This is a genomic window from Caulobacter sp. CCUG 60055 (genome assembly GCF_022750545.1).
GTDB lineage: Bacteria > Pseudomonadota > Alphaproteobacteria > Caulobacterales > Caulobacteraceae > PUIC01.
Map to the genome: position 1 here is coordinate 61878 of NZ_PUIC01000004.1, position 22366 is coordinate 84243.

Genomic DNA, 22366 nt, shown 5'->3' on the forward strand with positions numbered 1-22366 from the left:
CCTTAGCGCGCCTTGGCCTTGGCGGCGGCCGGCGAGGCGGCGGCCGGAGCCTGGGCCTGGGCCTGCGGCGAAGCCGCGGCGGGCGCAGCGGCGGCGACCGGCGCCAGGGCGGCCTTGGCCTGCAGCACCGACTGGGCCTTGCTGAGCCGGTGCGCCAGCTTCTCCGTCAGGTCGCGGGCGTCCTGCGGCGCCATCTGGGCCAGCACCCCCGAGAGGACCCGCTCCTTCATCTTGGCGGCGATCGGCAGGCGGACGCTGTCGTCCAGCAGCGACATGCGGGCGGCCGCGTCCTTGGGCTTCATCGCCGAATAGACGGTGACCAGCCGGTCGGCCTCGGCGTCGGCCTTGGCGTCGGCCTGGCCGAGCAGCCCCTGGATCTCGCCCTTGAGGCCGTTCATGGTCTTGATCTTGGCGTCCAGCTTGGCCTCGGCCGCGGCCAGCAGCTGCATCTGCAGGTCGATGTCCTTCTCGCGGCCGTCCAGCTCGTTGCGGCGGGCGCCGAGGCTTTGCAGCACGCGCAGCTCGGCCGGCGACAGGCCCGCCTCCTTGGCCAGCTCGGCGGCGGTCGGCGCGCAGACCGGGGCCGGCGGCTTGGCCGGCGCGACGGCAGCGACGGGCTTGGCGGCGTCGGCGGCCGAGGCCGCCTGCGGCTTGTCCTCCGGCTTGGCGGCGGGCTTCTGGGCGCCGACCGCGCCCTCGGCCCATGCCCGCGCGCCCGAGACCATGCCGGGCAGGGTCTTGGCGCCGCCCAGGGCGTTGATGGCCAGGACGCCGCCGGCGGCGACGCCGATCAGGGGCAGGATGCGGGGAATGCGGGTCATCGGCGACCTCCGCGGAGGGGGGTGAGGCGCAGCGCCGGCTCGGCCGGGCCGTCGAACAGGTCTTCGTCGACGGTCGCCGCCGGCGTCCGCGCGACGGGCGCGGCCGCCCGAGGCGCAGGCGGCGCGGGCGGCGCGGCGGCGGGGCGCGGGGCGATGTCGTCGCGCGTCAGGCGAAGCACCAGGGATTCGGCCAGGGCCTCGGCGTCGGCCTCGGGGCGATGCGGCGCAGCCTGGGGCGTTGCGGGCGGCGGGGCGGCGCGCGCCGACCCGGACGCCGGCGCCGCGGCGGGCTCGACCTTGACCCCGCTCCGCTCGGCCCGCGCGATCAGCTTTTCCAGCTTGTCGGTCAGGTCCCGGGCCACGGCCAGACGGCCGCCGAGGATGTCGGCCGCCTCGTCGGCCGTCCGCCGCAGTTCGGCGAGGCCGGTGGAGGCGCGCGCCGCCGCCGCGTCGAGGTCGGCCACCGCCTTGGCGAAGCCGGCGTGCCCCTCGCGCAGGGCCTTGAGCTTGCGGTCGAGCCGCCAGCCGAACGCCAGGGCCGCGATCAGCAGCCCGGCCAGGAGCAGGTTCATGCCGAGGGAGACGATGCTCATCGGAACCTCTGCAACGCCGCCTTGGCCGAGGGCGACAGCGGCGCCTCGACGCGGACGGCGATATGATGGTTGCGGCGGCCCATGCGCCCGCGGGTCAGCGGCACCGCCCCGGCGCGCAGCTCGACCAGGCTGTCGGGCGTGGCGTTGAGCATCAGGGTGTCGCCCACCTTCAGCTCCAGCACGCGCTGCAGGCTGATCTGCTGTTCGTCGAGCACGGCCCGCACCTCGGTCTGGGCGCCCCACAGCTCGGTGGCCAGGTGGCTTTCCCAGATGTTGTCGCGGCCGAACTTCTCGCCCATGAACTGCTGCAGCAGCATCTTGCGGATCGGCTCCAGCGTCGCATAGGGCAGCAGCAGCTCGATGCGCCCGCCGCGGTCCTCCATGTCGATGCGCAGCTTGACCAGGATGGCGGCGTTGGCCGGCCGGGCGATGGCGGCGAAGCGCGGATTGGTCTCCAGGCGGTCCAGGCGGAAGCTGACCGGGGTCAGCGGCTCGAACGCCTGCTTGGCGTCGGCCAGCACCACCTCGACCATCCGCTGCACCAGCACCCGCTCGATGGTGGTGTAGGGGCGGCCCTCGATGCGCATGGCCGCCGTGCCGCGACGCCCGCCCAGCAGCACGTCGACGATCGAATAGATCAGGTTGGAATCGACCGTCAGCAGGCCGTAGTTGTCCAGCTCCTCGGCGCGGAACACCGACAGGATGGCCGGCAGCGGGATCGAGTTGAGATAGTCGCCGAAGCGGATCGACGAGATGTTGTCGAGGCTGACCTCGACGTTGTCGCTGGTGAAGTTGCGCAGGCTCGTCGTCATCAACCGCACCAGGCGGTCGAAGACGATCTCCAGCATCGGCAGGCGCTCGTAGGAGACCAGGGCCGAATTGATGATCGCCCGCACGCCGGTGCGCTCGGCGGCGTCCTCCTCGGACAGGTCGAAGCCGAGCAGGCTGTCGATCTCGTCCTGATTGAGGATGCGCTCCGATCCGGGCGCGCCGGCGGGCGACGCGCCCGGATCGGCGTTCTCGGAGGCCCACTGGGCCATGGCCTGGTCGAAGTCTTCCGCCATGGGGTCATGCTCAACGACGGGCCGGGGCCCTAGTTGATCAGCATCTCCTCGATCAGGACCGTGTTCACCTTGGCCGGAGCGATCACCAGATCGACCCGGCGCTTGAGCTCCATGCGCAGCTGGTAGCTGCCCTGGCTGCCTTGCAGATCCTCGGGGCGCAGTTCGCGCAGGAAGGTCTGGAACATGTCCTGCAGCCGGGGCGCGTTGGGCTCCAGCACCTCCACCACCGAGGCGTCCGGCAGCTCGAAGGTCAGCTTCAGCTTGAGGAAGGTCGGCTTGCCGTCGGCAGTCTGCATGTTCACGACGATGTCCGGCAAGGTGTAGAACACCACGCCGTCGGGGCCCTCGCGGACCTGGCCGACGGTCTTGGCGTCGCCGCCCTTCTCGTCCTTCTTCTTCGGCTTGGGCTTGGCCTTCTCGGCGTGGGCCGCGTCGGGCTTGTGGCCCAGCAGCAGGAAGGCCGCCGCCCCGCCGCCGCCCAGCACGACGAGCGCGGCGACGCCGGCGATGATCAGCAGCTTGAGCGGGAGCTTCTTCTTGCCCTCGCCGCCTTCGCCGCCCTCAGCGCCGTCGCCCGCCTGGGCGTCCGCTTCGGCCTCGGTCTGCTTCGCCTTGCTCTTCGCCATCTCGCCCGCCGCGGGACCGCGCGCCAGCGCGCGGCGCCCCAGTTCGCCCACCTTCGTTCAATCGCTTCGAAATGGTTAAGGACCGGTTTTTAACACTCCTTAACCGCTGCAATTTTTGCCGGGCCGAGATCGCCCATCGGCAGGCCGTTAACCCTAGTATTCGTTGTTTTTGAAAAGAATTTCGGCTGGCCCGCCTTTTGCAGCCCCGCATGGGACGACGTTAACCATAGGACTGCGGCATCATGGACAATACGATGTACGTCGGCCTCTCGCGGCAGATGATCCTGCGCCGCGAGCTGGATGTCGTCGCCAACAACATCGCCAACGCCGACACCGTGGGCTTCAAGGTCGAGTCGCTGATGAGCCGGGTCGAGCCGCGCCGCCTGGTCGGCGACAGCCCGGTGGCCCAGCCGGTGAAGTTCGCGCTGGATTCCGGCGTCGCCCGCGATTTCGGCCAGGGAACCCTGCAGCAGACCAGCGCGCCGCTGGACGTCGCCATCGAGGGCCAGGGCTTCTTCAAGGTCCGGACGCCGGCCGGCGAGCGCTACACCCGCGACGGGCGCTTCTCGACCGATTCCACCGGACGCCTGGTGACCAAGGCCGGCCAGCCGGTCCTCGACGACAGCGGCTCGGAGATCGTGCTCGATCCCGAGAAGGGCGAGCCGACCATCAGCCGCGACGGCGTCATCAGCCAGGGAATCCTGCGGGTCGGCAAGCTGGGCGCCTATCGCTTCGACAGCCTGTCGGCGCTGGAGAAGACCGGCGACGGCCTCTTCCGCAACACCTCCAACCAGCAGCCTCAGGCCGCCACGGCCGCCCTCCTGCACCAGGGCATGACCGAGGCCTCGAACGTCCAGCCGATCCAGGAGATCACGCGGATGATCGAGGTGACGCGCGCCTATGAGAGCGTGAGCAACATGATGGACCAGACCGCGCAGCTCGACCGCAAGTCGATCCAGCGTCTGGGCCAGGTGAACTAGGAATCTAGCCGATGAGAGCTCTGCGCACCGCAACCACGGGCATGGCGGCCCAGCAGCTGAACGTCGAGGTCATCTCGAACAACATCGCCAACATGAACACGGTCGGCTTCAAGAAGCAGCGGGCCGAGTTCGAGGACCTGCTCTACCAGAACGTCGAGCGCATGGGCGCGGCCTCTTCGGATTCCGGCACGGTGGTGCCGACCGGCGTCCAGGTCGGCTCGGGCGTCAAGGCCGGCTCGGTCTACCGCATCACCGCCCAGGGCTCGCCCACCCAGACCCAGAACAAGTTCGACGTGGCCATCCAGGGGCGCGGCTACCTGCAGGTGCTGCTGCCCTCGGGCGAGACGGCCTACACCCGCGCCGGCAACCTCACGACCAACGACCAGGGCCAGCTGGTCACCAACGACGGCTATCTGGTGCAGCCGGGGATCACCGTCCCGCAAGACGCCACCGACGTGATGATCTCGCCGACGGGCCTGATGCAGGTGCTGCAGCCCAGCTCGCCGACGCCGCAGACCGTCGGCCAGCTGCAGCTGGCGACCTTCTTCAACGAGGCCGGCCTCGACGCGGTCGGCGAGAACCTGTTCCTGGAAAGCGGCGCGTCCGGCCAGGCCAGCGTCGCCAATCCCGGCGCGCCCGGCTACGGCAAGCTGCTGCAGGGCTATGTCGAGGCCTCGAACGTCGACCCGGTCAGCGAGATCACCGCCCTGATCGTGGCGCAGCGCGCCTACGAGATGAACTCCAAGGTGATCAACTCCGCCGACCAGATGCTCCAGACCACCTCGCAGCTGAAGTCGTAAGTCCATGACCCACGCCCTCGCCCGCGCGATCGCCCCCCTGGCCCTGGCCGCCGCCGCATGGCTGTCGGCCGGCGCGGCCCTGGCCGGCCAGCCGGTGTCGCTGAAGGTCGACGTCGAGGCCGGCGGCCCCGTCACCCTCGGCGACCTGTTCGACGACGCCGGCCGCGCGGCGGGGGTCGTCATCGGCCCCGCCCCGCAGCCGGGCGCCAACGCCGTGCTGGACGCGGCGGCGGTGCAGCGCGCCGCCCACCTGGCCGGCCTCGACTGGGACAACCCCTCGCGCCTGCGCCGCATCGTCGTCCGCCAGGGCGCCGCCCAGCCCGAGCCCGCCGCCGCCGTGGCGGCCACGCGGGCTGGCAAGCCGGGCGCGACGGTCGAGGCCCTGACCTACACCCGCAGCCTCGCCGCCGGCGAGGTCGTGGGCCCTCAGGACGTCGCCTGGACCAAGGTCGCCGCCTTCTCCGCCCCCAAGGACGCCCCCGGCGACGCCGAGCGGGTGATCGGCATGGCCGCCCGCAGGCCTCTGCGCGCCGGCGCCGCGGTGACCGGCCGCGACCTCGCCGCCGCCCAGGTGATCAAGCGCGACGACCTCGTCACCGTGACCTTCAGCGCCGACGGGGTCCGCCTGTCGCTGCAGGGCAAGGCCATGGCCGCCGCCGCCGCCGGAGACACGGTGGCGGTGATGAACGTCGCCTCCAAGAAGGTGTTCGAGGCCGTCGCCGCCGGCCCCGGCCAGGCGGTCGTCGGCCCCGAGGCCGACCGCCTGAAGGCCGCCGCCTTCCCCGCCGCCCAGTTCGCTTCGCTTCGCTAGGAGCCCGCCGCCATGCGCCGTCTTTCCGCCCTCGCCCTGGTCGCCGCCTCCGGCGCGACGCTGTGCGCCTGCTCGTCGGTGAACGAGGCCGTCAACGGCCCCAAGCTGACGCCGATGAACTATCCCGCCGCCCTGGCCCAGCCCATGCCGGCCTCGACGCCCGTGATCGGGGCCGCGCGCCAGCCGATCCCGCAGTCGGCCTCGGCCAATTCGCTGTGGCGGACGGGCGCGCGCGCCTTCTTCATCGACCAGCGGGCCAGCCGCGTCGGCGACATCCTGACTGTGCTGATCACCATCGACGACAGCGCCAAGACCACCAACGCCACCTCCAGCTCGCGCACCTCGTCGATGAAGGCCGGCATGCCGCACCTCCTGGGCCTGGAGCAAACGCTCGGCAGGATGCTGCCGGGCGCCTACGACCCGACCAACGCCCTGGCCACCAGCGGCGCCACCTCGAACCAGGGCGCCGGCGCGGTGAACCGCCAGGAAAAGATCAACCTGACCGTCGCCGCCGTGGTCACCCAGGTGCTGCCCAACGGCAACCTGATGATCCAGGGCTCGCAGGAGGTGCGCACCAACACCGAGATGCGCCAGCTCACCGTCCAGGGCGTGGTGCGTCCCGAGGACATCACCGCGACCAACACCATCAACCACAGCCAGATCGCCGAGGCGCGCATCAGCTATGGCGGACGCGGCGACATCAGCCGGGTCCAGAAGACCCCGGCCGGCCAGTCGCTGGTGGAGAAGTTCTCGCCGTTCTGAGCCCGGCGGCGCGCCTCAGGCCCGGCGGTTCGCCGCCGGCGCCCCGGCCACGCCCAGGGCGCGCAGCGCCGCCGCCACGATGCCGTCGGCGTCCAGCCCCGCCTCGGCGTACATCGCCTCGGGCTTGTCCTGGTCCTGGAAGACGTCGGGCAGGACCAGGGTGCGGACCCGAAGGCCGCGATCCAGGGCCCCGTGCTCGGCCAGGGCCTGGAGCACGAAGGCGCCGAAGCCGCCCATGGCCCCCTCCTCGACGGTGATCAGCGCCTCGTGCCCGCGGGCGAGGCGCAGGATCAGGTCGATGTCCAGCGGCTTGGCGAAACGGGCGTCGGCCACGGTGGCCGAAAGCCCCCGCGCGGCCAGGGCGTCGGCGGCCTTGAGGCTTTCCTGCAGGCGGGTGCCGAACGACAGGATGGCCACGGCCGAGCCTTCGCGGACGATGCGGCCCTTGCCAATCTCCAGCGGCTCGGCGAGGTCGGGGATGTCGACGCCGACGCCTTCGCCGCGCGGATAGCGGAAGGCGCTGGGCCGATCGTCGATCGCCACCGCCGTGGCGATCATCCGGGCCAGCTCGGCCTCGTCGGAGGCGGCCATCAGCACCATGCCGGGCAGCGCGCCCATGTAGCCGATGTCGAAGCTGCCGGCGTGGGTGGCCCCGTCGGCGCCCACCAGCCCGGCGCGGTCCATGGCGAAGCGCACCGGCAGGCTCTGGATGGCCACGTCGTGCACCACCTGGTCGTAGCCGCGCTGGAGGAAGGTCGAATAGAGGGCGCAGAACGGCTTCATGCCGTCGGCGGCCAGGCCGGCGGCGAAGGTCACCGCGTGCTGTTCGGCGATGCCGACGTCGAAGGTGCGGCTGGGGAAGGCCTGGCCGAACAGGTCGAGGCCGGTGCCCGAGGGCATGGCGGCGGTGATGGCGATGATCTTGTCGTCGCGCTCGGCCTGCTTGATCAGCTGCTGGGCGAACACCTTGGTGTAGCTGGGGGCGTTGGACGGCGACTTCGCCTGCTTGCCGGTGACGACGTCGAACTTGGCCACCGCGTGCAGCTTGTCGTCGGCGCCCTCGGCCGGGGCGTAGCCCTTGCCCTTCTGGGTGACGACGTGGACCAGCACCGGCTTGTCGGCGTGGTCGCGGATGTTCTTCAGCACCGGGACCAGGGCGTCGAGGTCGTGCCCGTCGATGGGCCCGACATAGTAGAAGCCCAGCTCCTCGAACAGCGTCCCGCCGGTGACCATGCCGCGGGCGTATTCCTCGGCCTTGCGCGCGGCCTGCTGCAAGGGCCGCGGCAGGGCGCCGGCCACCTGCTTGCCCAGCTTGCGCAGCGACTGGTAGCCGCCGCCCGAGACCAGGCGGGCCATGTAGGCGCTCATGCCGCCGACCGGCGGGGCGATCGACATGTCGTTGTCGTTGAGGATGACGATCAGCTGCTTGGTGGTCTCGACGGCGTTGTTCATCGCCTCGTAGGCCATGCCCGCGCTCATCGAGCCGTCGCCGATCACGGCGATGACCTTGTTATCGTCGCCGCGCTGGTCGCGGGCGGCCGCGAAGCCCAGCGCCGCCGAGATCGAGGTGGCCGCGTGCGCGGCGCCGAACGGGTCGTATTCGCTTTCCGAACGCTTGGTGAAGCCCGACAGGCCGCCGCCCTGGCGCAGGGTGCGGATGCGCTCGCGCCGGCCGGTGAGTATCTTGTGCGGATAGGCTTGGTGGCCGACGTCCCAGATGACGATGTCGCGCGGCGTGTCGAACACGTGGTGCAGCGCCACGGTCAGTTCGACCACGCCCAGGCCCGCGCCCAGGTGGCCGCCGGTGGTCGACACCACGTCGATGGTCTCGGCCCGCAGCTCGTCGGCGAGCTGGCGCAGCTGCGGAGAGGTGAATTCGCGCGTGTCGGTCGGCGAACGGACGGTGTCGAGCAGGGGGGTGACAGGCGGCATGCAGTGTTCCGGATCGCGGTCCGCGGACGGGCATGCCCGTCCGGCGATCGACTTAATTACGTCGATCTAGCACGAAGTCGACGCTATCGCGCAGGAATCTGGCGCGTTCGCCGAAGAGGTCGAGGCGCCCCTTGGCCTGGCCGGACAGATGGGCCACCCGTTCGCGCGCCTGATCGACGCCCAGCAGGGTGACGTAGTTGGCCTTGCCCTTGGCGGCGTCCTTGCCGCCGGCGGCCTTGCCCAGCAGGTCCTCGTCGCCCTCGACGTCGAGCAGGTCGTCGACGATCTGATAGGCCAGCCCCAGGTCCTGGGCGAAGGCGGTCAGGGCCTGGCGCTCGGCCTCGCCGGCGCGGGCCAGCACCAGCGGAATGTCGAAGGCGTAGACGATCAAGGCCCCGGTCTTCAGCCGCTGCATGCGGGCCACGGCGCCGAGGTCGTCGCGCACCCCCAGCAGGTCGATCATCTGGCCGCCGGCCATGCCCTTGGCGCCCGAAGCGACGGCCAGGCGGCGCACCAGCTCGGCCCGCACCTCGGCGTCCTCGTGGGTGTCGGGATGGGCCATGATCTCGAACGCGGCGGTCTGCAGCGCGTCGCCGGCCAGCACGGCCGTCGCCTCGTCATAGGCCTTGTGGACGGTCGGGCGGCCGCGGCGCATGTCGTCGTCGTCCATGCACGGCAGGTCGTCGTGCACGAGGCTGTAGGCGTGGATGCATTCCAGGGCGCAGGCGGCGCGCAGCACCGGCCGCTCCTCGACGTCGAACATCTTGGCCGTCTCGAGCGCGAAGAACGGCCGCAGCCGCTTGCCCGGCCCCAGGGCGGCGTAGCGCATCGCCTCGGTGAGGCGGCTTTCGGGCCCCTCGCCGCGCGGCAGGAGGGCGTCGAGCGCCACGGTGACCAGGTCGGCGGCCTCGGCCACCCTTTGGGCGAAGGCGGCGCGGTTCAAAACAGTCTCCCGCCGTCGGGCACGGCGCGATCGACGCCGACCAGCACCACGTGGCCGTCGGCGTCGGGGAAGCCCAGGCACAACACCTCGGACATGAACGGCCCGATCTGGCGCGGCGGAAAATTGACCACCGCCGCCACCTTGCGCCCGACCAGTTCGTCCAGGCCGTAGTGGTGGGTGATCTGGGCCGAGGACCGGCGCACGCCGATCTCCGGTCCGAAATCGACCGTCAGCTTGTAGGCCGGCTTGCGCGCCTCGGGGAACGGCTCGGCCTTCAGCACCGTGCCGACGCGGACGTCGACCTTGAGAAAGTCGTCGAAAGCGATGGTCTCGCGCACGGTGGAGCCGTCGGCCATACGCGCGCTCAGGAGAATTCGGCCGGCTCGGCGCCGGGGCCGCCCGGGGACATGACGATCTTCTCGACGCGCAGGCGGGCGGCTTCGAGCTTCTTCTCGCAGTGGGCCTTGAGGGCCGCGCCGCGCTCATAGACCTCGATCGAGCGTTCCAGCGGCGCCTGGCCCGATTCGAGTTCGGCCACGATCTTCTCCAGCTCGGCCAGGGCCTGCTCGAAGGACAGGGCTGAAATGTCGGGCGCGTCGGTCAAGGTCGTCTCCGGAGGAATTCCGCGGCAACTTAGGCGAGGCGCGTCCCGATGGGCAACGCCGCAGCCCCGGATTATTTTCGGCGGGCGTCCGCGTGACGTCGCCGGCGAACGCCCGGGCGCGAACTTTCGCGGACCGGCCTTGCGCGACCGCCCCGCCCGCCCATCTGAGGAAGACCACGGCTTCGGGGACTTCGCCATGTTCGACCACCTGTCCATCGGCGTGCGCGACCTGGCCGAGGCCCGGCGCTTCTACGACGCGCTGCTGGCCCCGCTGGGCCACGCCGCCTCGTCGGCCACCGACGCCGAACTGGCCTACGGCCCCGGCGGCATGAACGGGGCCTTCTTTCTCTATCCGGTCGAGGCCGGGCGGGTGGCGGGCCTTGGGACCCACATCGCCTTCGCCGCCGACGGCCGCGACGCGGTCGACGCCGCCTATGCGGCGGCCCTGACCGCCGGCGCGCGCAGCGTCCGCGCGGCGGGCGCGCACCCGGACATCGCCCCCGACTACTATGGCGCGGTGCTGTTCGATCCGGACGGCAACAAGCTGGAGATCGTCGCCGGAACCATGAACTAGGCGGCGCCGGGCGTCAGGCTAGACGCGCTCGAAGCTGCGCGCCGACCAGTACTTGAAGCCCTGGTCCTTCACGCAGCGCCAGCCCAGCTCCTTCAGTTCGATGCCGATCATGGTGTTGAAGAAGCCATGGGCGAGCACCAGCACGTCCTGGCCGTTCTCGGCCAGCCCGTCGAGAAGGCGGGCGGCCTCCTCGGCGCGGACCTGGGCCTCGGCGCGGCTTTCCTGGCCTTCGTTATGGTCGAAGAACCACCACCACAACCTGGCGATGACCCCCCAGGCGCGCGGCGAGAACTTGAACGCCGACGGCCACGAGGGCGGCGGCAGCGGGGCCTCGATGAACAGCGGGTCCTGGGAGAAGGCCCGGCCGCAGGCCACCGCCTGGGCGGTCTCGATCGAGCGCCGGCGGGTGGAGGCGACGATCACCCCCGCCGCCTCGGCCGTGGCCTGGAGATGGCGCGGAGGGATCTGGCCCTGCAGCAGTCCGCCTTCCTCGTAGAGCGCCCACCAGCGCCGATAGCCCGCGGCGTCCAGCTTGATCCGGCGCGACAACGCCGGCTCGCCGTGCCGCGCCAGGGTGATGACGCCGCGACGTCCGCCGTCGACGGCGGCCCTGGTCCCGGCGGGTGGGTCCTGAATCTTCAACGCTTCGCTCGCCATGCCATCCGGGCGCCGGTCGCCTTGCGGCGATATCCAAACTCCCTCACCCCTCCTGCAAGGCCCGCACATGCGCCGCCGCCGAACGGCCGAGCGCCTCTAGGTCGTAGCCGCCCTCGAGCGAGGACACAACCCGCCCTCGGCATCGCGCCTCGGCGACGGTGACGATGGCGCGGGTCGCCCAGGCGAAATCCTCGGCCTCCAGGGCCTGCGCCGCCAAGGGATCGCGGGCGTGGGCGTCGAACCCCGCCGACACCAGGATCAGGTCGGGCGCGAAGGCGTCGACCCGGTCCATCAGCCCGTCGAAGCCGGCTCGCCACGACTCGCGCGGAGCGTGCGGCGGCACCACGGCGTTGACCACGTTGCCGACGCCCCTTTCCGAAGGATCGCCGGTGCCCGGATAGAGCGGCCACTGATGGATCGAGGCGAAGAACAGGCTGGGGTCGTGTTCGAACGCCGCCTGGGTGCCGTTGCCGTGATGGACGTCGAAGTCGACCACGGCCACCCGCCGCAGGCCGGCGGCCTGGGCCGCGCGGGCCGCCACCGCGACGTTGGAGAACAGGCAGAACCCCATGGCCTCGCCCGGCTCGGCGTGATGGCCTGGCGGACGCACGGCGCAGAACGCCCGCGTGAAGTCGCCGGCCGCCACGCCCTCCACCGCCGCCGTCACGGCGCCGGCGGCGCGCAGGGCGGCGACCAGGCTGCCGCTCGACATGGCGGTGTCGTCGTCGATCCGCGCGCGGCCGGAGGCGGCCTGCGCCGCGGCGGCGAAGACGCGGTCGACATGGGCCTGCGGATGCACGGCAAGCAGGCTCTCGGGCCTGGCGCGGGGAGCCTCGCGCCGCTCCAGGTCGAGCCCCGACGCGTCGTCCAGGGCGTCGAGCACGGCCGTCAGCCGCTCGGGCCGCTCCGGATGATCCTCGCCCGGCCGGTGGTCCAGCATGTCGGGGTGGGTGAAGAGAGCGATCGCCATGGCGCCAGCCTATCGCGTCCGGCGGCCAAGACCATATAGTGGACCGATGATTTCGATCCGCCGCGCCACGCCCGCCGACGCCGACGCCCTGCACCGCATCGGCCGCGAGACCTTCGCCGAGACCTTCGGCCGCCTTTACCCCCAGGACGACCTCGACGCCTTCCTCGACGAGGCCTATGCGATCGACAAGTGCGCGGACGAACTGGCCGGGGCGGACGAGGCGGTCTGGCTGGCAGAGCGCGACGGCCAGGTCGTCGGCTACGCCCAGGCCGGGCGCTGCAAGCTGCCGCACGCCGAGGTCACGCCCGCTTGCGGCGAATTGAAGCGGCTCTATGTCCGGGCCGGCGAACAGGGCTCGGGCCTCGGCCGCCGCCTGCTCGCCGAGGCCCTGGCCTGGCTGGAGCGCCCCGGCCGCCGCCTGTGGATCGGGGTCTGGGCCGAGAACCACGGCGCCCAGCGCCTCTACGCCCGCCACGGCTTCGCCAAGGCCGGCGAGTACCAGTTCCCCGTCGGCCGCGTGCGCGACCGCGAGTTCATCCTGCTCCGGGAAGCGGAAGAGCCCGTCTCGGCCGCGTAATCCTCCGAAACGCTGCGCGGGAACCTTACGGACGGGCCGGCGCGCCGATCTCAAGCCGACACGCTCGGCGCGACATCGTCACGCGGCGGCGGAATCGGCGCGGGCGCTAAAATCGTTGGACTAAATTCCGCCCACCGCCCAATCTCACGGCAAACAGTCGTTCGATTTCACGAACCGCGTCCGCTCTAGAGAACCACGATGTTCATGCGCTTCTTCTCCGAGCTGCGTCAGGCCCGCGTGCCGGTGACGCTCAAGGAGTACCTGATGCTGATGGAGGCGCTGGACCGTGACGTCATCGACCGGTCGGTGGACGATTTCTACTATCTGTCGCGCGCGTCGCTGGTGAAGGACGAGAAGAACCTCGACAAGTTCGACCGGGTGTTCGGCCATGTGTTCAAGGGCCTGGAGCGGGTCGACGACGGCCTGACCGCCGAGATCCCGGCCGAATGGCTGAAGGCCCTGACCGAGAAGTTCCTCACCGACGAGGAGAAGGCGCAGATCGAGGCCCTCGGCGGCTTCGAGAAGCTGATGGAGACCCTGCAGGAGCGCCTGAAGGAGCAGAAGGAGCGCCACGAGGGCGGCTCCAAGTGGATCGGCACCGGCGGCACCTCTCCGTTCGGGGCCAACGGCTACAATCCCGAGGGCGTGCGCATCGGCCAGGACAAGGGCCGCCACGGCCGCGCCGTGAAGGTGTGGGACAAGCGCGAGTACAAGAACCTCGACGACTCGGTCGAGCTGGGCACGCGCAACATCAAGGTGGCGCTGCGCCGCCTGCGCAGGTTCGCCCGCCAGGGCCAGCCCGAGGAGCTGGACGTCGACGGCTCGATCAAGGAGACCGCCAACAAGGGCTATCTCGACCTGGTCCTGCGGCCGGAGCGGCGCAATACGATCAAGGTGCTGCTGTTCTTCGACATCGGCGGCTCGATGGACAGCCACATCAAGCTCTGCGAGGAGCTGTTCAGCGCGGCCAAGACCGAATTCAAGAACATGGAGTTCTTCTACTTCCACAACTGCCTCTATGAGGGGGTGTGGAAGGACAACCGCCGCCGGCACGCCGAGAAGATCAACACGTGGGATGTGCTTCACAAATTTCCCCACGACTATAAGGTGATCTTCGTCGGTGACGCGACCATGAGCCCGTATGAGATCACCTATCCGGGCGGCTCGGTCGAGCACTGGAACGAAGAGGCCGGCGCGGTGTGGATCGACCGCGTGACGCAGATCTACGACAGCGTGGTCTGGTTGAACCCGACGCCTGAGCGGCACTGGGATTATACCCAGTCGATCGGCGTGATGAGACAGTTGATGAACGACCGGATGTACCCCTTGACCCTTGAAGGCCTCGACAAGGCCATGCGCGAGCTCGTGCGCGGATGACCGGACAACAACGCGCGCGCGGCCTGAGCGGCGCGGTCGCCCCCGACAACGACCTGGAGACGGCGCCCGAGGCGCTGACGCCCGAACAGGAAGCCGCGACCAAGAACCAGGTGTTCCTGGCCGCCGAGCGGCTGTTCGCAGTGCACGGGTTCCAGAAGGTCTCGGTGCGCGACATCACCGCCGAGGCCAATGTCAACCTAGCCTCGGTGAACTACCATTTCGGCTCCAAGGACGCGCTGCTGTTCGACATCTTCCGCCGGCGGACCGCCGAGCTGAACCGGATGCGCGCGCGCCTGCTGCACGAGGCCAACGACGCCCACGGCGGGCGACCGCCCGTGCGCGCCATCCTGGAGGCCCTGATCGGCCCGCCCGTGCGCTGGCTCGACCCCAACGGCGACCGGCTGATCTCGGTGCAGTTCCTGATCCGCGCCCGCAGCGAGGGCACCGAGGCGATGCGCGACGTGCTGCGGACCGACGTCTCGCACCTGCGCCGCTTCGCCGACGCCCTGAGGGCGGCCCGGCCGGACCTGCCCGAGGTCGAGGTCTACTGGCGGCTGCACTTCGTGCTGGGCATGGTGCACAACAACCGCTTCGCCGAGTTCGACCGCCTGAACACCCTGTCGGAGGGGCTGACCCGCGAGGACGAGATCGAGCCGCTGATCCGGCGGATGGTCGATTTCGCCGAGGCCGGCTTCAGCCGCTAAGGCCGCATCCGGCCATGACCGCGCCGTCATCCCAGACCCCTCGCAGGGGCCCGGGTGGCGGCGGTCTCCCCTCCCCGATCACGCAGGGTTGAGGCGATCCCGCGGCCCGCCGGCCGCAAGATGGAACCGGCGAAGGCCCAACGGGGTTGCTGGATGCGCCCCGGAACGCGCCGAAGCTTAGCGTGCGGCCAGACAGGGAGGTCCGCGCATGACCACCGGTTTCCAGCAGCAGCAAGCCCCGGACTACGGCGTGCGCAAGACCTGCCCGCTGCCGCATCAGGTCGGCCGCAAGGCCGACGTCTCCGACGCCGAACCCGCCATCGACCCCGACCGGCCGGCCGAGGCCCGGTCGTTCCAGGTCGAGCGGCCGCCCAAGGAAGGCTGACTTCGGCCGCGGCGGGGAAACCGCCGGCCGAGGGCCTTCGCAGGGGGTGACACGACGCGCCGAGGGGCGCATATCCACGGCCGTGCCGTCGTCCGCCGACATCGTCGAGTCCGAGGCCGCCGAGACCGCGACGGCCGAGGCGCCGCCGTCGGCCTGGGCCTCGCGCCTCACCTCCATCGCCGTGGCCAGCGCCCTGTTCATGGAGTTCGTCGACTCCACGGCCCTGTCCACCGCCCTGCCCACCCTGGCGCGGGCGTTCGGCACGGACCCCATCCACCTGAAGCTGGCCCTGACCTCGTACATCGTCGCCCTGGCGGTGTTCGCCCCGGCCAGCGGCTGGATCGCCGACCGGTTCGGGGCCAAGCGCGTGTTCATGATCGCCATGACCATCTTCATGGCCGGGTCGATCCTGTGCGGCTTCGCCCACTCGCTGGGCGAGCTGGTCGCCTATCGCGTCATCCAGGGCATGGGCGGGGCGATGATGACGCCGGTCGGCCGCCTGATCATCGTCGGATCGGCCCCGCGCGAGCGGCTGGTGGCGGCGATGAGCTGGTTCACCATGCCCGCCCTGGTCGGCCCCCTGGTCGGCCCGCCCATCGCCGGGCTGATCCTCAGCGTCGCCGACTGGCCGTGGATCTTCTTCGTCAACGCGCCGGTCTGCCTGCTCGGCATGGCGGCGGTGGCCGCCCTGGTGCCCAAGCTGCGCCAGCCGCATCCCGGCCGGTTCGATTTCGCCGGCTTCGTCATGAGCGCCGTGGCCATTTCGGCCCTGGTCGGGGCGACCGAGACCATCGGTCTGAAGATCGTGCCGCCGGCCGTGCAGGTCGCCGCCGCGCTCCTGGCCGTCGGCGTCGGCGCGCTCTACGTCCGCCACGCCCTGCGCATCGAGCGCCCGGTGCTCGACCTTCGGCTGCTGCGCTACGCCACCTTCCGCGCCAGCCTGACCGGCGGAACCTTCGTGCGGCTGGGCATCGGGGCCGGACCGTTCTTGATGCCGCTGCTGCTTCAGGTCGGCCTGGGCTGGAGCCCGTTCCGCGCCGGCATGATCACCATCGGCCAGGGCCTCGGCGCGATGAGCGCCAAGTTCTTCGCCCCCGGCCTGCTGCGCCGCTTCGGTTTCCGCACCATCCTGACCGCCACGGTGATCGGCGCGGCGGTGATGACCGCCATTCCCGGCTTCTTCCGCGACTGGACGCCGGTATGGCTGATCATGGCGCTGCTGGTGGTCGCCGGCTTCATCCGCTCCAACCAGTTCACCGCCGCCAACACCGTCGCCTACGCCGACGTGCCGCAGGACAAGGTCAGCGCCGCCTCGACCCTGGCCACCGTCGCCCAACAGGTCGGCCTCAGCCTGGGCATCAGCTTCGGCGGCCTGATGCTGCACCTGGCCAAGGGGTCGGAGCCGGAGCGCCTGCTGACGCCCGACCGCTTCACCGCGCCGTTCATCGCCGTCGGGGTCGTCACCCTGCTGGCCCTGCCGGTCTATCTGCGCCTGCCGCGCAGCGCCGGCTCGGGCATCGGCGGCCGAAGCGCCTCGGCCTGAGCCGGGCCGGGCCGCCTCACCAGCCCTCGGCCTGACGCCGGGCCTCGTTGAGGGCGACGAAATCCTGAAGCTCGCGCCCGCGCTCGAACGGGAAGACCGGCCCCTGCTCCAGGATCGACATCCGGTCGATGCGGAAGGTGCGGAAATCCGCGCGCGCCTCGCACCAGGCGGCCACGGTCCACACCCCGCCCCAGAAATGCATGCCCAGGGGGCGGGCGGTGCGCCGCCCCTCCGCGCCGTCGGCGCGGCGGTAATCGAAACTCAGGCGCCGGCGCTCGCGCACGGCCTCGCGCACCCGGTCCAGCGCCGCCTTGACCTCGGGCGCGAGCTTGTGGTCGGGGGCGAACACCCGCACCGCCTCGGCCCGGCCCTTGAGCCCGCGCGGCAGCACGGCGTCGATCTTGAACAGGGCCTCCTCGGCCGAGCGGGCCAGTTCGGCGCCGCCCCAGGCCTGGGCCAGGCGGGCCCCGACGACCAGGGCCTCGATCTCGCCCAGGCTGAACATCAGCGGCGGCACCTGATAGCCGTCGCGCAGCACGTAGCCGACGCCGGCCGCCCCCTCGATCGGCACGCCCGAGGCCTGCAGGTCGACGATGTCGCGATAGACGGTGCGGATCGACACCTCCAGCCCCTCGGCCAGGGCGGCGGCCGTGACCAGACGACCGCCGCGCAGGCGCTGGATGATCTCGAACAGCCGATCGGCGCGACGCATCGCAAGGAACCTCCGCCACGGTCGAAGGCCCGTTCCTTCATCGTCGGCAGGAGCGGTCTAAACTAGTCCTGCCGACAGCATGCTGTCAGTAGCGATCAGCCTTGGGCGGCGGCGATGCGGGCCTTGGCGATCTCGGTGGCCACCTCGTGGGTGGGACGCTTCTCGACGGCGGCGTGTTCGAGCACCTCGTCCAGCGTCTGGGCCAGGCGGTCCAGCTTGGCCTCGACCCACTTGGGATCGAACGCCTCGCCGGCTTCGAGCGCGCGGATCTCGCCGGCGACATTGATGATGCCGCCGCCATTGATCACGTAGTCGGGCGCATAGAGCACGCCCTTCTCGAACAGCACCCGATCGACCTCGGCCGAGGCGAGCTGGTTGTTGGCCCCGCCGGCGACGACCTTGGCCTTGAGGCGCGGCAGGGTGTCCTCGTTGATGGCGCCGCCGAGGGCGCAGGGGGCGAACACGTCGCAGTCGACGTCGAAGATGGCGCCGGGGGCGACGATCTGGGCGCCGGTCCTGGCGGCGACCGCCTCCAGGGCCTGTTCGTTGACGTCGGTGATCACCAGCTTGGCGCCGGCGGCGTGCAACTTCTCGGCCAGATAGGCGCCGACATGGCCGACCCCCTGGATGGCGACGACCACGCCGTCGAGTTCGCGGCCGTAGCGGCGGCGCACGCACAGGCGCACGCCCCGGAACACGCCCTCGGCGGTGACCGGGCTGGGATCGCCCGAGGCCGCCGCGTGGCCTTCCAGGCCGGCGACGAAGCGGGTCTGCGTGCGGGCGCTGGCCAGGTCGGCCGGCGAGACGCCGACGTCCTCGGCGGTCCAGTAGCGGCCGCCCAGGGTCTCGACGGCGCGGCCGAAGGCCTCGAACAGGGCCGGCGACTTCTGGCTGCGGCTGTCGCCGATGATCACCGACTTGCCGCCGCCGAGGTCGAGGTCGGCCATGGCGTTCTTGTAGGACATCGCCCGCGACAGCTTCAGCGCGTCGTCCAGCGCCGCCTCGGCCGAGCCGTAGGGCCACATGCGGCAGCCGCCGGCGGCGGGGCCGCGGGCGGTGGAATGGACGGCGATAATCGATTTCAGGCCGGTCTTTTCATCGAAGAACGCATGCACGCCCTCGTGAGCCTCGAAAGCGGGAGAATCGAACAGGGTCATTGCGCCGAGCCGGTCTGTTGAGGGAATTATCGTGCGGGCAGCCCATACGCTGGACGCGGGCGGCTCACAAGCCCGAAGACGCGGCCGCCACGGTCCGCCCCCGGGCGTTGGAAGGGGTCGGCGCGTCGGGGATGGTGGCCACCTGCGAAACCAGCGGCGCGGCCGGGTCGCGGATGAAGCCCTCGACGTCCTTCCACACCCGCTCGGCCTGCTTGTCGACCAGCAGCAGGTGCCAGCCGTCGCGGTAGTAGCCCGACCGGTCGTCGGGCTTCAGCCGGCGGGCGGCCTCGAAGGTGGCGGTCTTGGGGATGACCTCGTCGTTGTAGCCGTAGAGATAGAGGGTCGGCGCCCGCACCTTGCCGATCGAACTCCAGGCTCGCTCCATCAGGCCGACAAGGCCGTAAAGGGTGTCCGACCGCGCGCCCCAGATCAGTTGCGGGTCGCGGCTCATGCGGATCAGCTCCTCGCGGTTGTCGGTGGCCTTGACCTTGGCGGTCACCCAGCTCGGCGGCTTGATGACGCTGCTGGGCGCCAGCCGGGCGGCGAACCAGAGGGCGGTCTTGTTCGGCAGCGGCTGGCTCGACCAGCCCCAGACGGCGGGCGCCAGCAGCACCAGCCGGTCGGCGGCCGGCGGCTGGTCCGAAGCGAAGGCCTCGATGGCCACCGCCCCGCCCATGCTCTCGCCGACCACGGCGAGGATCGCCTTGGGATAGCGGGCGCGCAGCAGCGCCGTCAGGGTGCGCAGGTCCTGGGTCATCAGGGCGTCGCCGCCCCAGATGCCCCGCTGGGGCGAGCGACCGAAGCCGCGCTGGTCGAAGGCGTAGGTGGCGACGCCGTCCTTGGCCCAGTACGGCCCCGCCAGGTGGAAGGCGCCGCCATAGTCGTTCATGCCGTGCAGGCCGACGATCACCGCCCACGGCTCGCCGGTCTCGACCTCCCAGCGGCTGAGGCCGAGCCGCGCGCCGTCGAAGCTGACGAAGGCGTCCTTCTCCAGGTGCGGGCCGACGAAGGCCGCGCCCGGCTTGTCGGGGCTCTGCACCGCGGGGGCGCAGGCGGCCAGTCCCAGGGCGGCGGCCATCAGAACGGCGAGCAGACGCGTCATGCCGCCAGGATAGCCGCCACCTTTTGGCGAAGGTAGGGCGCGACCTCGGCCTCGAACCAGGGATTGCGCCGCAACCACGCCGTGTTGCGCCAGGACGGGTGCGGCATGGGCAGGAGGCCGTCCGGCAGGTACTCGCGCCAAGCCGCCACCGTGGCGGTCATCGACGGCTTGGCCCGCTCGCGCAGCGCCCATTTCTGGGCGTAGCCGCCGACCAGCAGCGTCAATTCGACATCCTTCAGCTCGGCCAGCAGACGCGGCCGCCACAGCGCCGCGCAGCGCGGCGGCGGCGGATAGTCGCCGCCGCCGGGAGCGGTGCCCGGGTAGCAGAAGGCCATCGCCGCCACGCCGATGCGAGGGTCTGCGTAGAACCGCGCATAGTCGACCCCGAGCCAGTCGCGCAGGCGGTCGCCCGAAGGGTCGGTGAACGGCATGCCGCTCTCGTGCACCCGCCGGCCGGGGGCCTGGCCGCAGATCAGCAGGCGGGTCTGCGGCGCGACCTGGACGACCGGGCGCGGCGCGTGCGGCAGCTCGCCCGCGCAGGCCCGGCAGGCGCGGATCTCCGCCAGCAGCCGCTCCAGCGCCAAGGCCGTCAGGCGGCCATCATCGCCCGCTCCCTGACCAGCAGGGGCGCGAAGGACGGACGGGCCAGGATCGAGTCGGTCCAGGCCTTGGTCCTGGGCCAGCGCGACAGGTCGAACTTGAGATATTCGAGGTTGGCGAACGGGCTGGCGACGGACAGGTCGGCCAGGGTCAGCCGATCGCCGACCAGGAAGCCGCCGGCCTCGGGAACGATGGTCTCCAGATAGTCGAGCACGCGGGGCGTGTCCTCGGCCTCGCACTTGGCGGCGGCGGCTTCGTCGCCCGGCAGCCCCATGAAGCGCGGCTTGACGATGCGGTTGAGGAACATCGGCGTGGCGGCGGCGACCAGGATGGTGTCGGCGAACTCCTCGTACCACACCACCCGGGCCCGGTCCTTGGCCTCGGCCGGGATCATCGCCGGCTCGGGCTTGATCGCCTCGAAATAGGCGATGATGGCGCTGGAGTCGCAGATGCTGAAATCGCCGTCGACCATGGCCGGGATCTTGCGGAACGGGCTGGCCGCCAGGAAGGCCGGCTCGGGCTCGCGGCTGGCGCGGCTCTCGACCTCGATGCCCTTTTCGGCGGCCACGGCCAGGGTCTTGCGCACATAGGGCGACAGGGAAGAACCATAGACGATCATCGGCGTATCCTCCTTTGGTCGGTGTCAGTCCTGTCCGGCGAGGGGCAGGCGCAGGCGATAAACCCCCTTGATCGGGGCGGTCGGGTCGACGGGCTTGTTGTGGCGCAGCACGTCCAGCTTGCCGATGCGGGCCAGGCCCACGGCGGTGGCCTTCACCTGCGGCAGCAGCCGCCGCCAGCCCTCGGGGTCGAGCGACTTGGCGACGTTGGACGGGTCGATGCTCTTGCCGGCGGGAATCTCGGCCAGCATGGCGAAAATGGCGTCTTCGATCGGGGAGCTCATCATCCGCCCCGCTTAAGGGTTTCCCGCGCGATGATCACCTGCTGAATCTGGCTGGTGCCCTCGTAGATGCGGAAAATCCGCACGTCGCGGTACAGCCGCTCGACGCCGTAGTCGGCGACGTAGCCGGCGCCGCCGAAGATCTGCACCGCCCGGTCGGCGACGCGGCCGACCATCTCGGAGGCGTAGTACTTGGTCGCGGCGGCCTCCAGGGTGACGGTCTCGCCGGCGTCGCGCTTGCGGGCGGTCTCCAGCATCAGGGCGCGGGCGGCCAGGGCCTCGGTCTTGCTGTCGGCGATCATGCCCTGGATCAGCTGAAACTCGGCGATCGGCTTGCCGAACTGCTTGCGCTCGTTGGCGTAGGCCACGCAGTCGGCGATCAGGCGCTCGGCGACGCCGACGCAGACCGACGAGATGTGCAGGCGGCCGCGATCCAGCACCTGCATCGCCACCTTGAAGCCCTCGCCCTCGCCGCCCAGGCGGTTCTCGACCGGCACGCGGACGTTCTCGAAAATGACGTCGTGGATGTGGGCGCCCTGCTGGCCCATCTTCTTTTCCGACTTGCCCACCGTCAGCCCCGGCAGGTCGCGCGGCACCAGGAAGGCCGAGACGCCGGAGCCGCCCTTCACATCGGGATTGGTGCGGGCCATCACCGTGAACAGGTGCGCCTTGCCGGCGTTGGTGATGAAGCGCTTGGAACCGTTCAGCACATAGGCGTCGCCGTCGAGGACGGCGCGGGTCTGCACCGCCGCGCTGTCGGAGCCGGCCTCCGGCTCGGTCAGGGCGAAGGAGGTGATGATCTCGCCGGAGGCGACGCCGGGCAGCCACCTGGCCTTCTGCTCGTCCGTGCCGAACATCACCAGGCCCTGGCTGCCGATGCCGACATTGGTGCCGATCACCGAGCGGAAGGCCGGCGAGGTGCAGCCGAGCTCGACGCCGACCAGGCACTCCTCCTCCATGGAAAGGCCGAGGCCGCCGAATTCTTCCGGGATCGACAGGCCGAACAGGCCGAGGTCGCGCATCTCGGCGACGATCTCGTCGGGCACCAGATTGTCGTCGGCCGTCTGGGCCTCCATCGGGCGCAGCCGTTCGGCCACGAACCGGCGGATGGTCTCGATCAACTGGTTGCGGGTTTCGAGATCGAGCGCCATGACGTTTCCCTGAACAGTGTTTA

General features: G+C 70.9%; 27 protein-coding genes. 10 read left to right on the top strand and 17 right to left on the bottom strand.

Going from position 1 to position 22366, the window contains the following annotated elements; all coding sequences use genetic code 11:
• Positions 1 to 2: 2 nt before the first annotated feature.
• Genes C5708_RS08235 through C5708_RS08250 form a run of 4 tightly spaced genes read right to left on the bottom strand, consistent with a single transcriptional unit; the run spans position 3 to position 3104 of the window.
• A complete protein-coding gene (locus tag C5708_RS08235) occupies positions 3 to 821 on the bottom strand; it encodes a MotE family protein (RefSeq protein ID WP_242919812.1) in 819 nt (272 codons plus the stop codon).
• Positions 818 to 1414 carry a DUF6468 domain-containing protein gene (locus C5708_RS08240; RefSeq protein WP_242919814.1) on the bottom strand — a complete coding sequence of 199 codons (597 nt, stop codon included), beginning with the start codon at positions 1412 to 1414 and terminating at the stop codon, positions 818 to 820. Before C5708_RS08240 ends, C5708_RS08235 begins: the two co-directional genes overlap by 4 nt.
• A complete protein-coding gene (fliM, locus tag C5708_RS08245; RefSeq protein WP_242919816.1) occupies positions 1411 to 2478 on the bottom strand; it encodes a flagellar motor switch protein FliM in 1068 nt (355 codons plus the stop codon). Before fliM ends, C5708_RS08240 begins: the two co-directional genes overlap by 4 nt.
• Positions 2479 to 2507: 29 nt before the next feature.
• Complete coding sequence (locus tag C5708_RS08250; RefSeq protein WP_242919818.1) at positions 2508 to 3104, bottom strand: flagellar basal body-associated FliL family protein; 597 nt, start codon at positions 3102 to 3104, stop codon at positions 2508 to 2510.
• Positions 3105 to 3346: 242 nt separating this feature from the next.
• On the opposite strand from C5708_RS08250, the gene flgF reads away from it, so the two are divergent.
• From flgF to flgH, 4 genes are read left to right on the top strand one after another with little or no spacing between them, the layout of a single operon-like run.
• A complete protein-coding gene (flgF, locus tag C5708_RS08255; protein WP_242919820.1) occupies positions 3347 to 4084 on the top strand; it encodes a flagellar basal-body rod protein FlgF in 738 nt (245 codons plus the stop codon).
• An 11-nt stretch (positions 4085 to 4095) separates the two neighbouring features.
• Positions 4096 to 4884, top strand: a complete 789-nt coding sequence (flgG, locus tag C5708_RS08260) for a flagellar basal-body rod protein FlgG (protein WP_242919828.1) — start codon at positions 4096 to 4098, stop codon at positions 4882 to 4884.
• A gap of 4 nt (positions 4885 to 4888) precedes the next feature.
• On the top strand, positions 4889 to 5695 hold the full coding sequence (gene flgA / locus C5708_RS08265; RefSeq protein WP_242919830.1) for a flagellar basal body P-ring formation chaperone FlgA: 807 nt from the start codon (positions 4889 to 4891) through the stop codon (positions 5693 to 5695).
• A gap of 12 nt (positions 5696 to 5707) precedes the next feature.
• A complete protein-coding gene (flgH, locus tag C5708_RS08270) occupies positions 5708 to 6457 on the top strand; it encodes a flagellar basal body L-ring protein FlgH (protein WP_242919832.1) in 750 nt (249 codons plus the stop codon).
• 15 nt (positions 6458 to 6472) lie between these two features.
• Here flgH and dxs read toward each other — a convergent pair whose 3' ends face one another.
• From dxs to C5708_RS08290, 4 genes are read right to left on the bottom strand one after another with little or no spacing between them, the layout of a single operon-like run.
• Positions 6473 to 8389, bottom strand: coding sequence for a 1-deoxy-D-xylulose-5-phosphate synthase (gene dxs / locus C5708_RS08275; RefSeq protein WP_242919840.1), 1917 nt, complete (start codon positions 8387 to 8389; stop codon positions 6473 to 6475).
• Positions 8390 to 8441: 52 nt separating this feature from the next.
• Positions 8442 to 9332 (bottom strand): polyprenyl synthetase family protein, encoded by an 891-nt coding sequence (locus C5708_RS08280; protein WP_242919842.1) that lies wholly within the window; start codon positions 9330 to 9332, stop codon positions 8442 to 8444.
• The gene (locus tag C5708_RS08285; RefSeq protein WP_242919844.1) at positions 9329 to 9688 is read right to left on the bottom strand and encodes a tRNA-binding protein; all 360 of its coding nucleotides are present in this window, start codon (positions 9686 to 9688) and stop codon (positions 9329 to 9331) included. The genes C5708_RS08280 and C5708_RS08285 overlap by 4 nt, the downstream gene beginning before the upstream one ends.
• An 8-nt stretch (positions 9689 to 9696) precedes the next feature.
• On the bottom strand, positions 9697 to 9936 hold the full coding sequence (locus tag C5708_RS08290; RefSeq protein WP_242919846.1) for an exodeoxyribonuclease VII small subunit: 240 nt from the start codon (positions 9934 to 9936) through the stop codon (positions 9697 to 9699).
• Between the two features lie 139 nt (positions 9937 to 10075).
• On the opposite strand from C5708_RS08290, the gene C5708_RS08295 reads away from it, so the two are divergent.
• Positions 10076 to 10510: a VOC family protein gene (locus C5708_RS08295; RefSeq protein ID WP_242919849.1), complete on the top strand. Its 435-nt coding sequence runs from the start codon at positions 10076 to 10078 to the stop codon at positions 10508 to 10510.
• A gap of 18 nt (positions 10511 to 10528) precedes the next feature.
• Here the strand turns inward: C5708_RS08295 and C5708_RS08300 are convergent, their stop codons facing one another.
• Positions 10529 to 11167: a histidine phosphatase family protein gene (locus tag C5708_RS08300; protein ID WP_242919851.1), complete on the bottom strand. Its 639-nt coding sequence runs from the start codon at positions 11165 to 11167 to the stop codon at positions 10529 to 10531.
• Positions 11168 to 11210: 43 nt separating this feature from the next.
• Positions 11211 to 12137: a histone deacetylase family protein gene (locus tag C5708_RS08305; RefSeq protein WP_242919853.1), complete on the bottom strand. Its 927-nt coding sequence runs from the start codon at positions 12135 to 12137 to the stop codon at positions 11211 to 11213.
• Positions 12138 to 12183: 46 nt separating this feature from the next.
• Between C5708_RS08305 and C5708_RS08310 the strand changes: the two genes are divergently transcribed.
• From C5708_RS08310 to C5708_RS08330, 5 genes are all read left to right on the top strand, one after another.
• On the top strand, positions 12184 to 12714 hold the full coding sequence (locus tag C5708_RS08310) for a GNAT family N-acetyltransferase (protein ID WP_242919855.1): 531 nt from the start codon (positions 12184 to 12186) through the stop codon (positions 12712 to 12714).
• 198 nt (positions 12715 to 12912) lie between these two features.
• Positions 12913 to 14091 carry a VWA domain-containing protein gene (locus C5708_RS08315; RefSeq protein WP_242919857.1) on the top strand — a complete coding sequence of 393 codons (1179 nt, stop codon included), beginning with the start codon at positions 12913 to 12915 and terminating at the stop codon, positions 14089 to 14091.
• Positions 14088 to 14795 (top strand): TetR family transcriptional regulator, encoded by a 708-nt coding sequence (locus C5708_RS08320; RefSeq protein ID WP_242919859.1) that lies wholly within the window; start codon positions 14088 to 14090, stop codon positions 14793 to 14795. The genes C5708_RS08315 and C5708_RS08320 overlap by 4 nt, the downstream gene beginning before the upstream one ends.
• A gap of 208 nt (positions 14796 to 15003) precedes the next feature.
• Entirely contained in the window at positions 15004 to 15180 is a 177-nt protein-coding gene (locus C5708_RS08325) for a hypothetical protein (protein WP_242919861.1), read from the top strand.
• Positions 15181 to 15226: 46 nt separating this feature from the next.
• Positions 15227 to 16723 carry an MFS transporter gene (locus C5708_RS08330; RefSeq protein WP_242919863.1) on the top strand — a complete coding sequence of 499 codons (1497 nt, stop codon included), beginning with the start codon at positions 15227 to 15229 and terminating at the stop codon, positions 16721 to 16723.
• 16 nt (positions 16724 to 16739) lie between these two features.
• On the opposite strand, the gene C5708_RS08335 is transcribed toward C5708_RS08330, so the two are convergent.
• The 7 genes from C5708_RS08335 to C5708_RS08365 form a co-directional block, all read right to left on the bottom strand.
• Complete coding sequence (locus tag C5708_RS08335) at positions 16740 to 17435, bottom strand: YafY family protein (RefSeq protein ID WP_242919865.1); 696 nt, start codon at positions 17433 to 17435, stop codon at positions 16740 to 16742.
• A 95-nt stretch (positions 17436 to 17530) separates the two neighbouring features.
• Positions 17531 to 18592 carry a Glu/Leu/Phe/Val dehydrogenase gene (locus C5708_RS08340; protein ID WP_242919867.1) on the bottom strand — a complete coding sequence of 354 codons (1062 nt, stop codon included), beginning with the start codon at positions 18590 to 18592 and terminating at the stop codon, positions 17531 to 17533.
• A 64-nt stretch (positions 18593 to 18656) separates the two neighbouring features.
• Positions 18657 to 19694 carry an alpha/beta fold hydrolase gene (locus C5708_RS08345; protein ID WP_242919868.1) on the bottom strand — a complete coding sequence of 346 codons (1038 nt, stop codon included), beginning with the start codon at positions 19692 to 19694 and terminating at the stop codon, positions 18657 to 18659.
• Positions 19691 to 20278: a uracil-DNA glycosylase family protein gene (locus C5708_RS08350; protein ID WP_242919870.1), complete on the bottom strand. Its 588-nt coding sequence runs from the start codon at positions 20276 to 20278 to the stop codon at positions 19691 to 19693. The genes C5708_RS08345 and C5708_RS08350 overlap by 4 nt, the downstream gene beginning before the upstream one ends.
• Before the next feature lie 5 nt (positions 20279 to 20283).
• Positions 20284 to 20913, bottom strand: coding sequence for a glutathione S-transferase family protein (locus tag C5708_RS08355; protein ID WP_242919872.1), 630 nt, complete (start codon positions 20911 to 20913; stop codon positions 20284 to 20286).
• Positions 20914 to 20937: 24 nt separating this feature from the next.
• On the bottom strand, positions 20938 to 21198 hold the full coding sequence (locus tag C5708_RS08360; RefSeq protein ID WP_347567005.1) for a DUF3253 domain-containing protein: 261 nt from the start codon (positions 21196 to 21198) through the stop codon (positions 20938 to 20940).
• Entirely contained in the window at positions 21195 to 22343 is a 1149-nt protein-coding gene (locus tag C5708_RS08365; RefSeq protein WP_242919874.1) for an acyl-CoA dehydrogenase family protein, read from the bottom strand. Before C5708_RS08365 ends, C5708_RS08360 begins: the two co-directional genes overlap by 4 nt.
• Positions 22344 to 22366 lie beyond the last annotated feature (23 nt).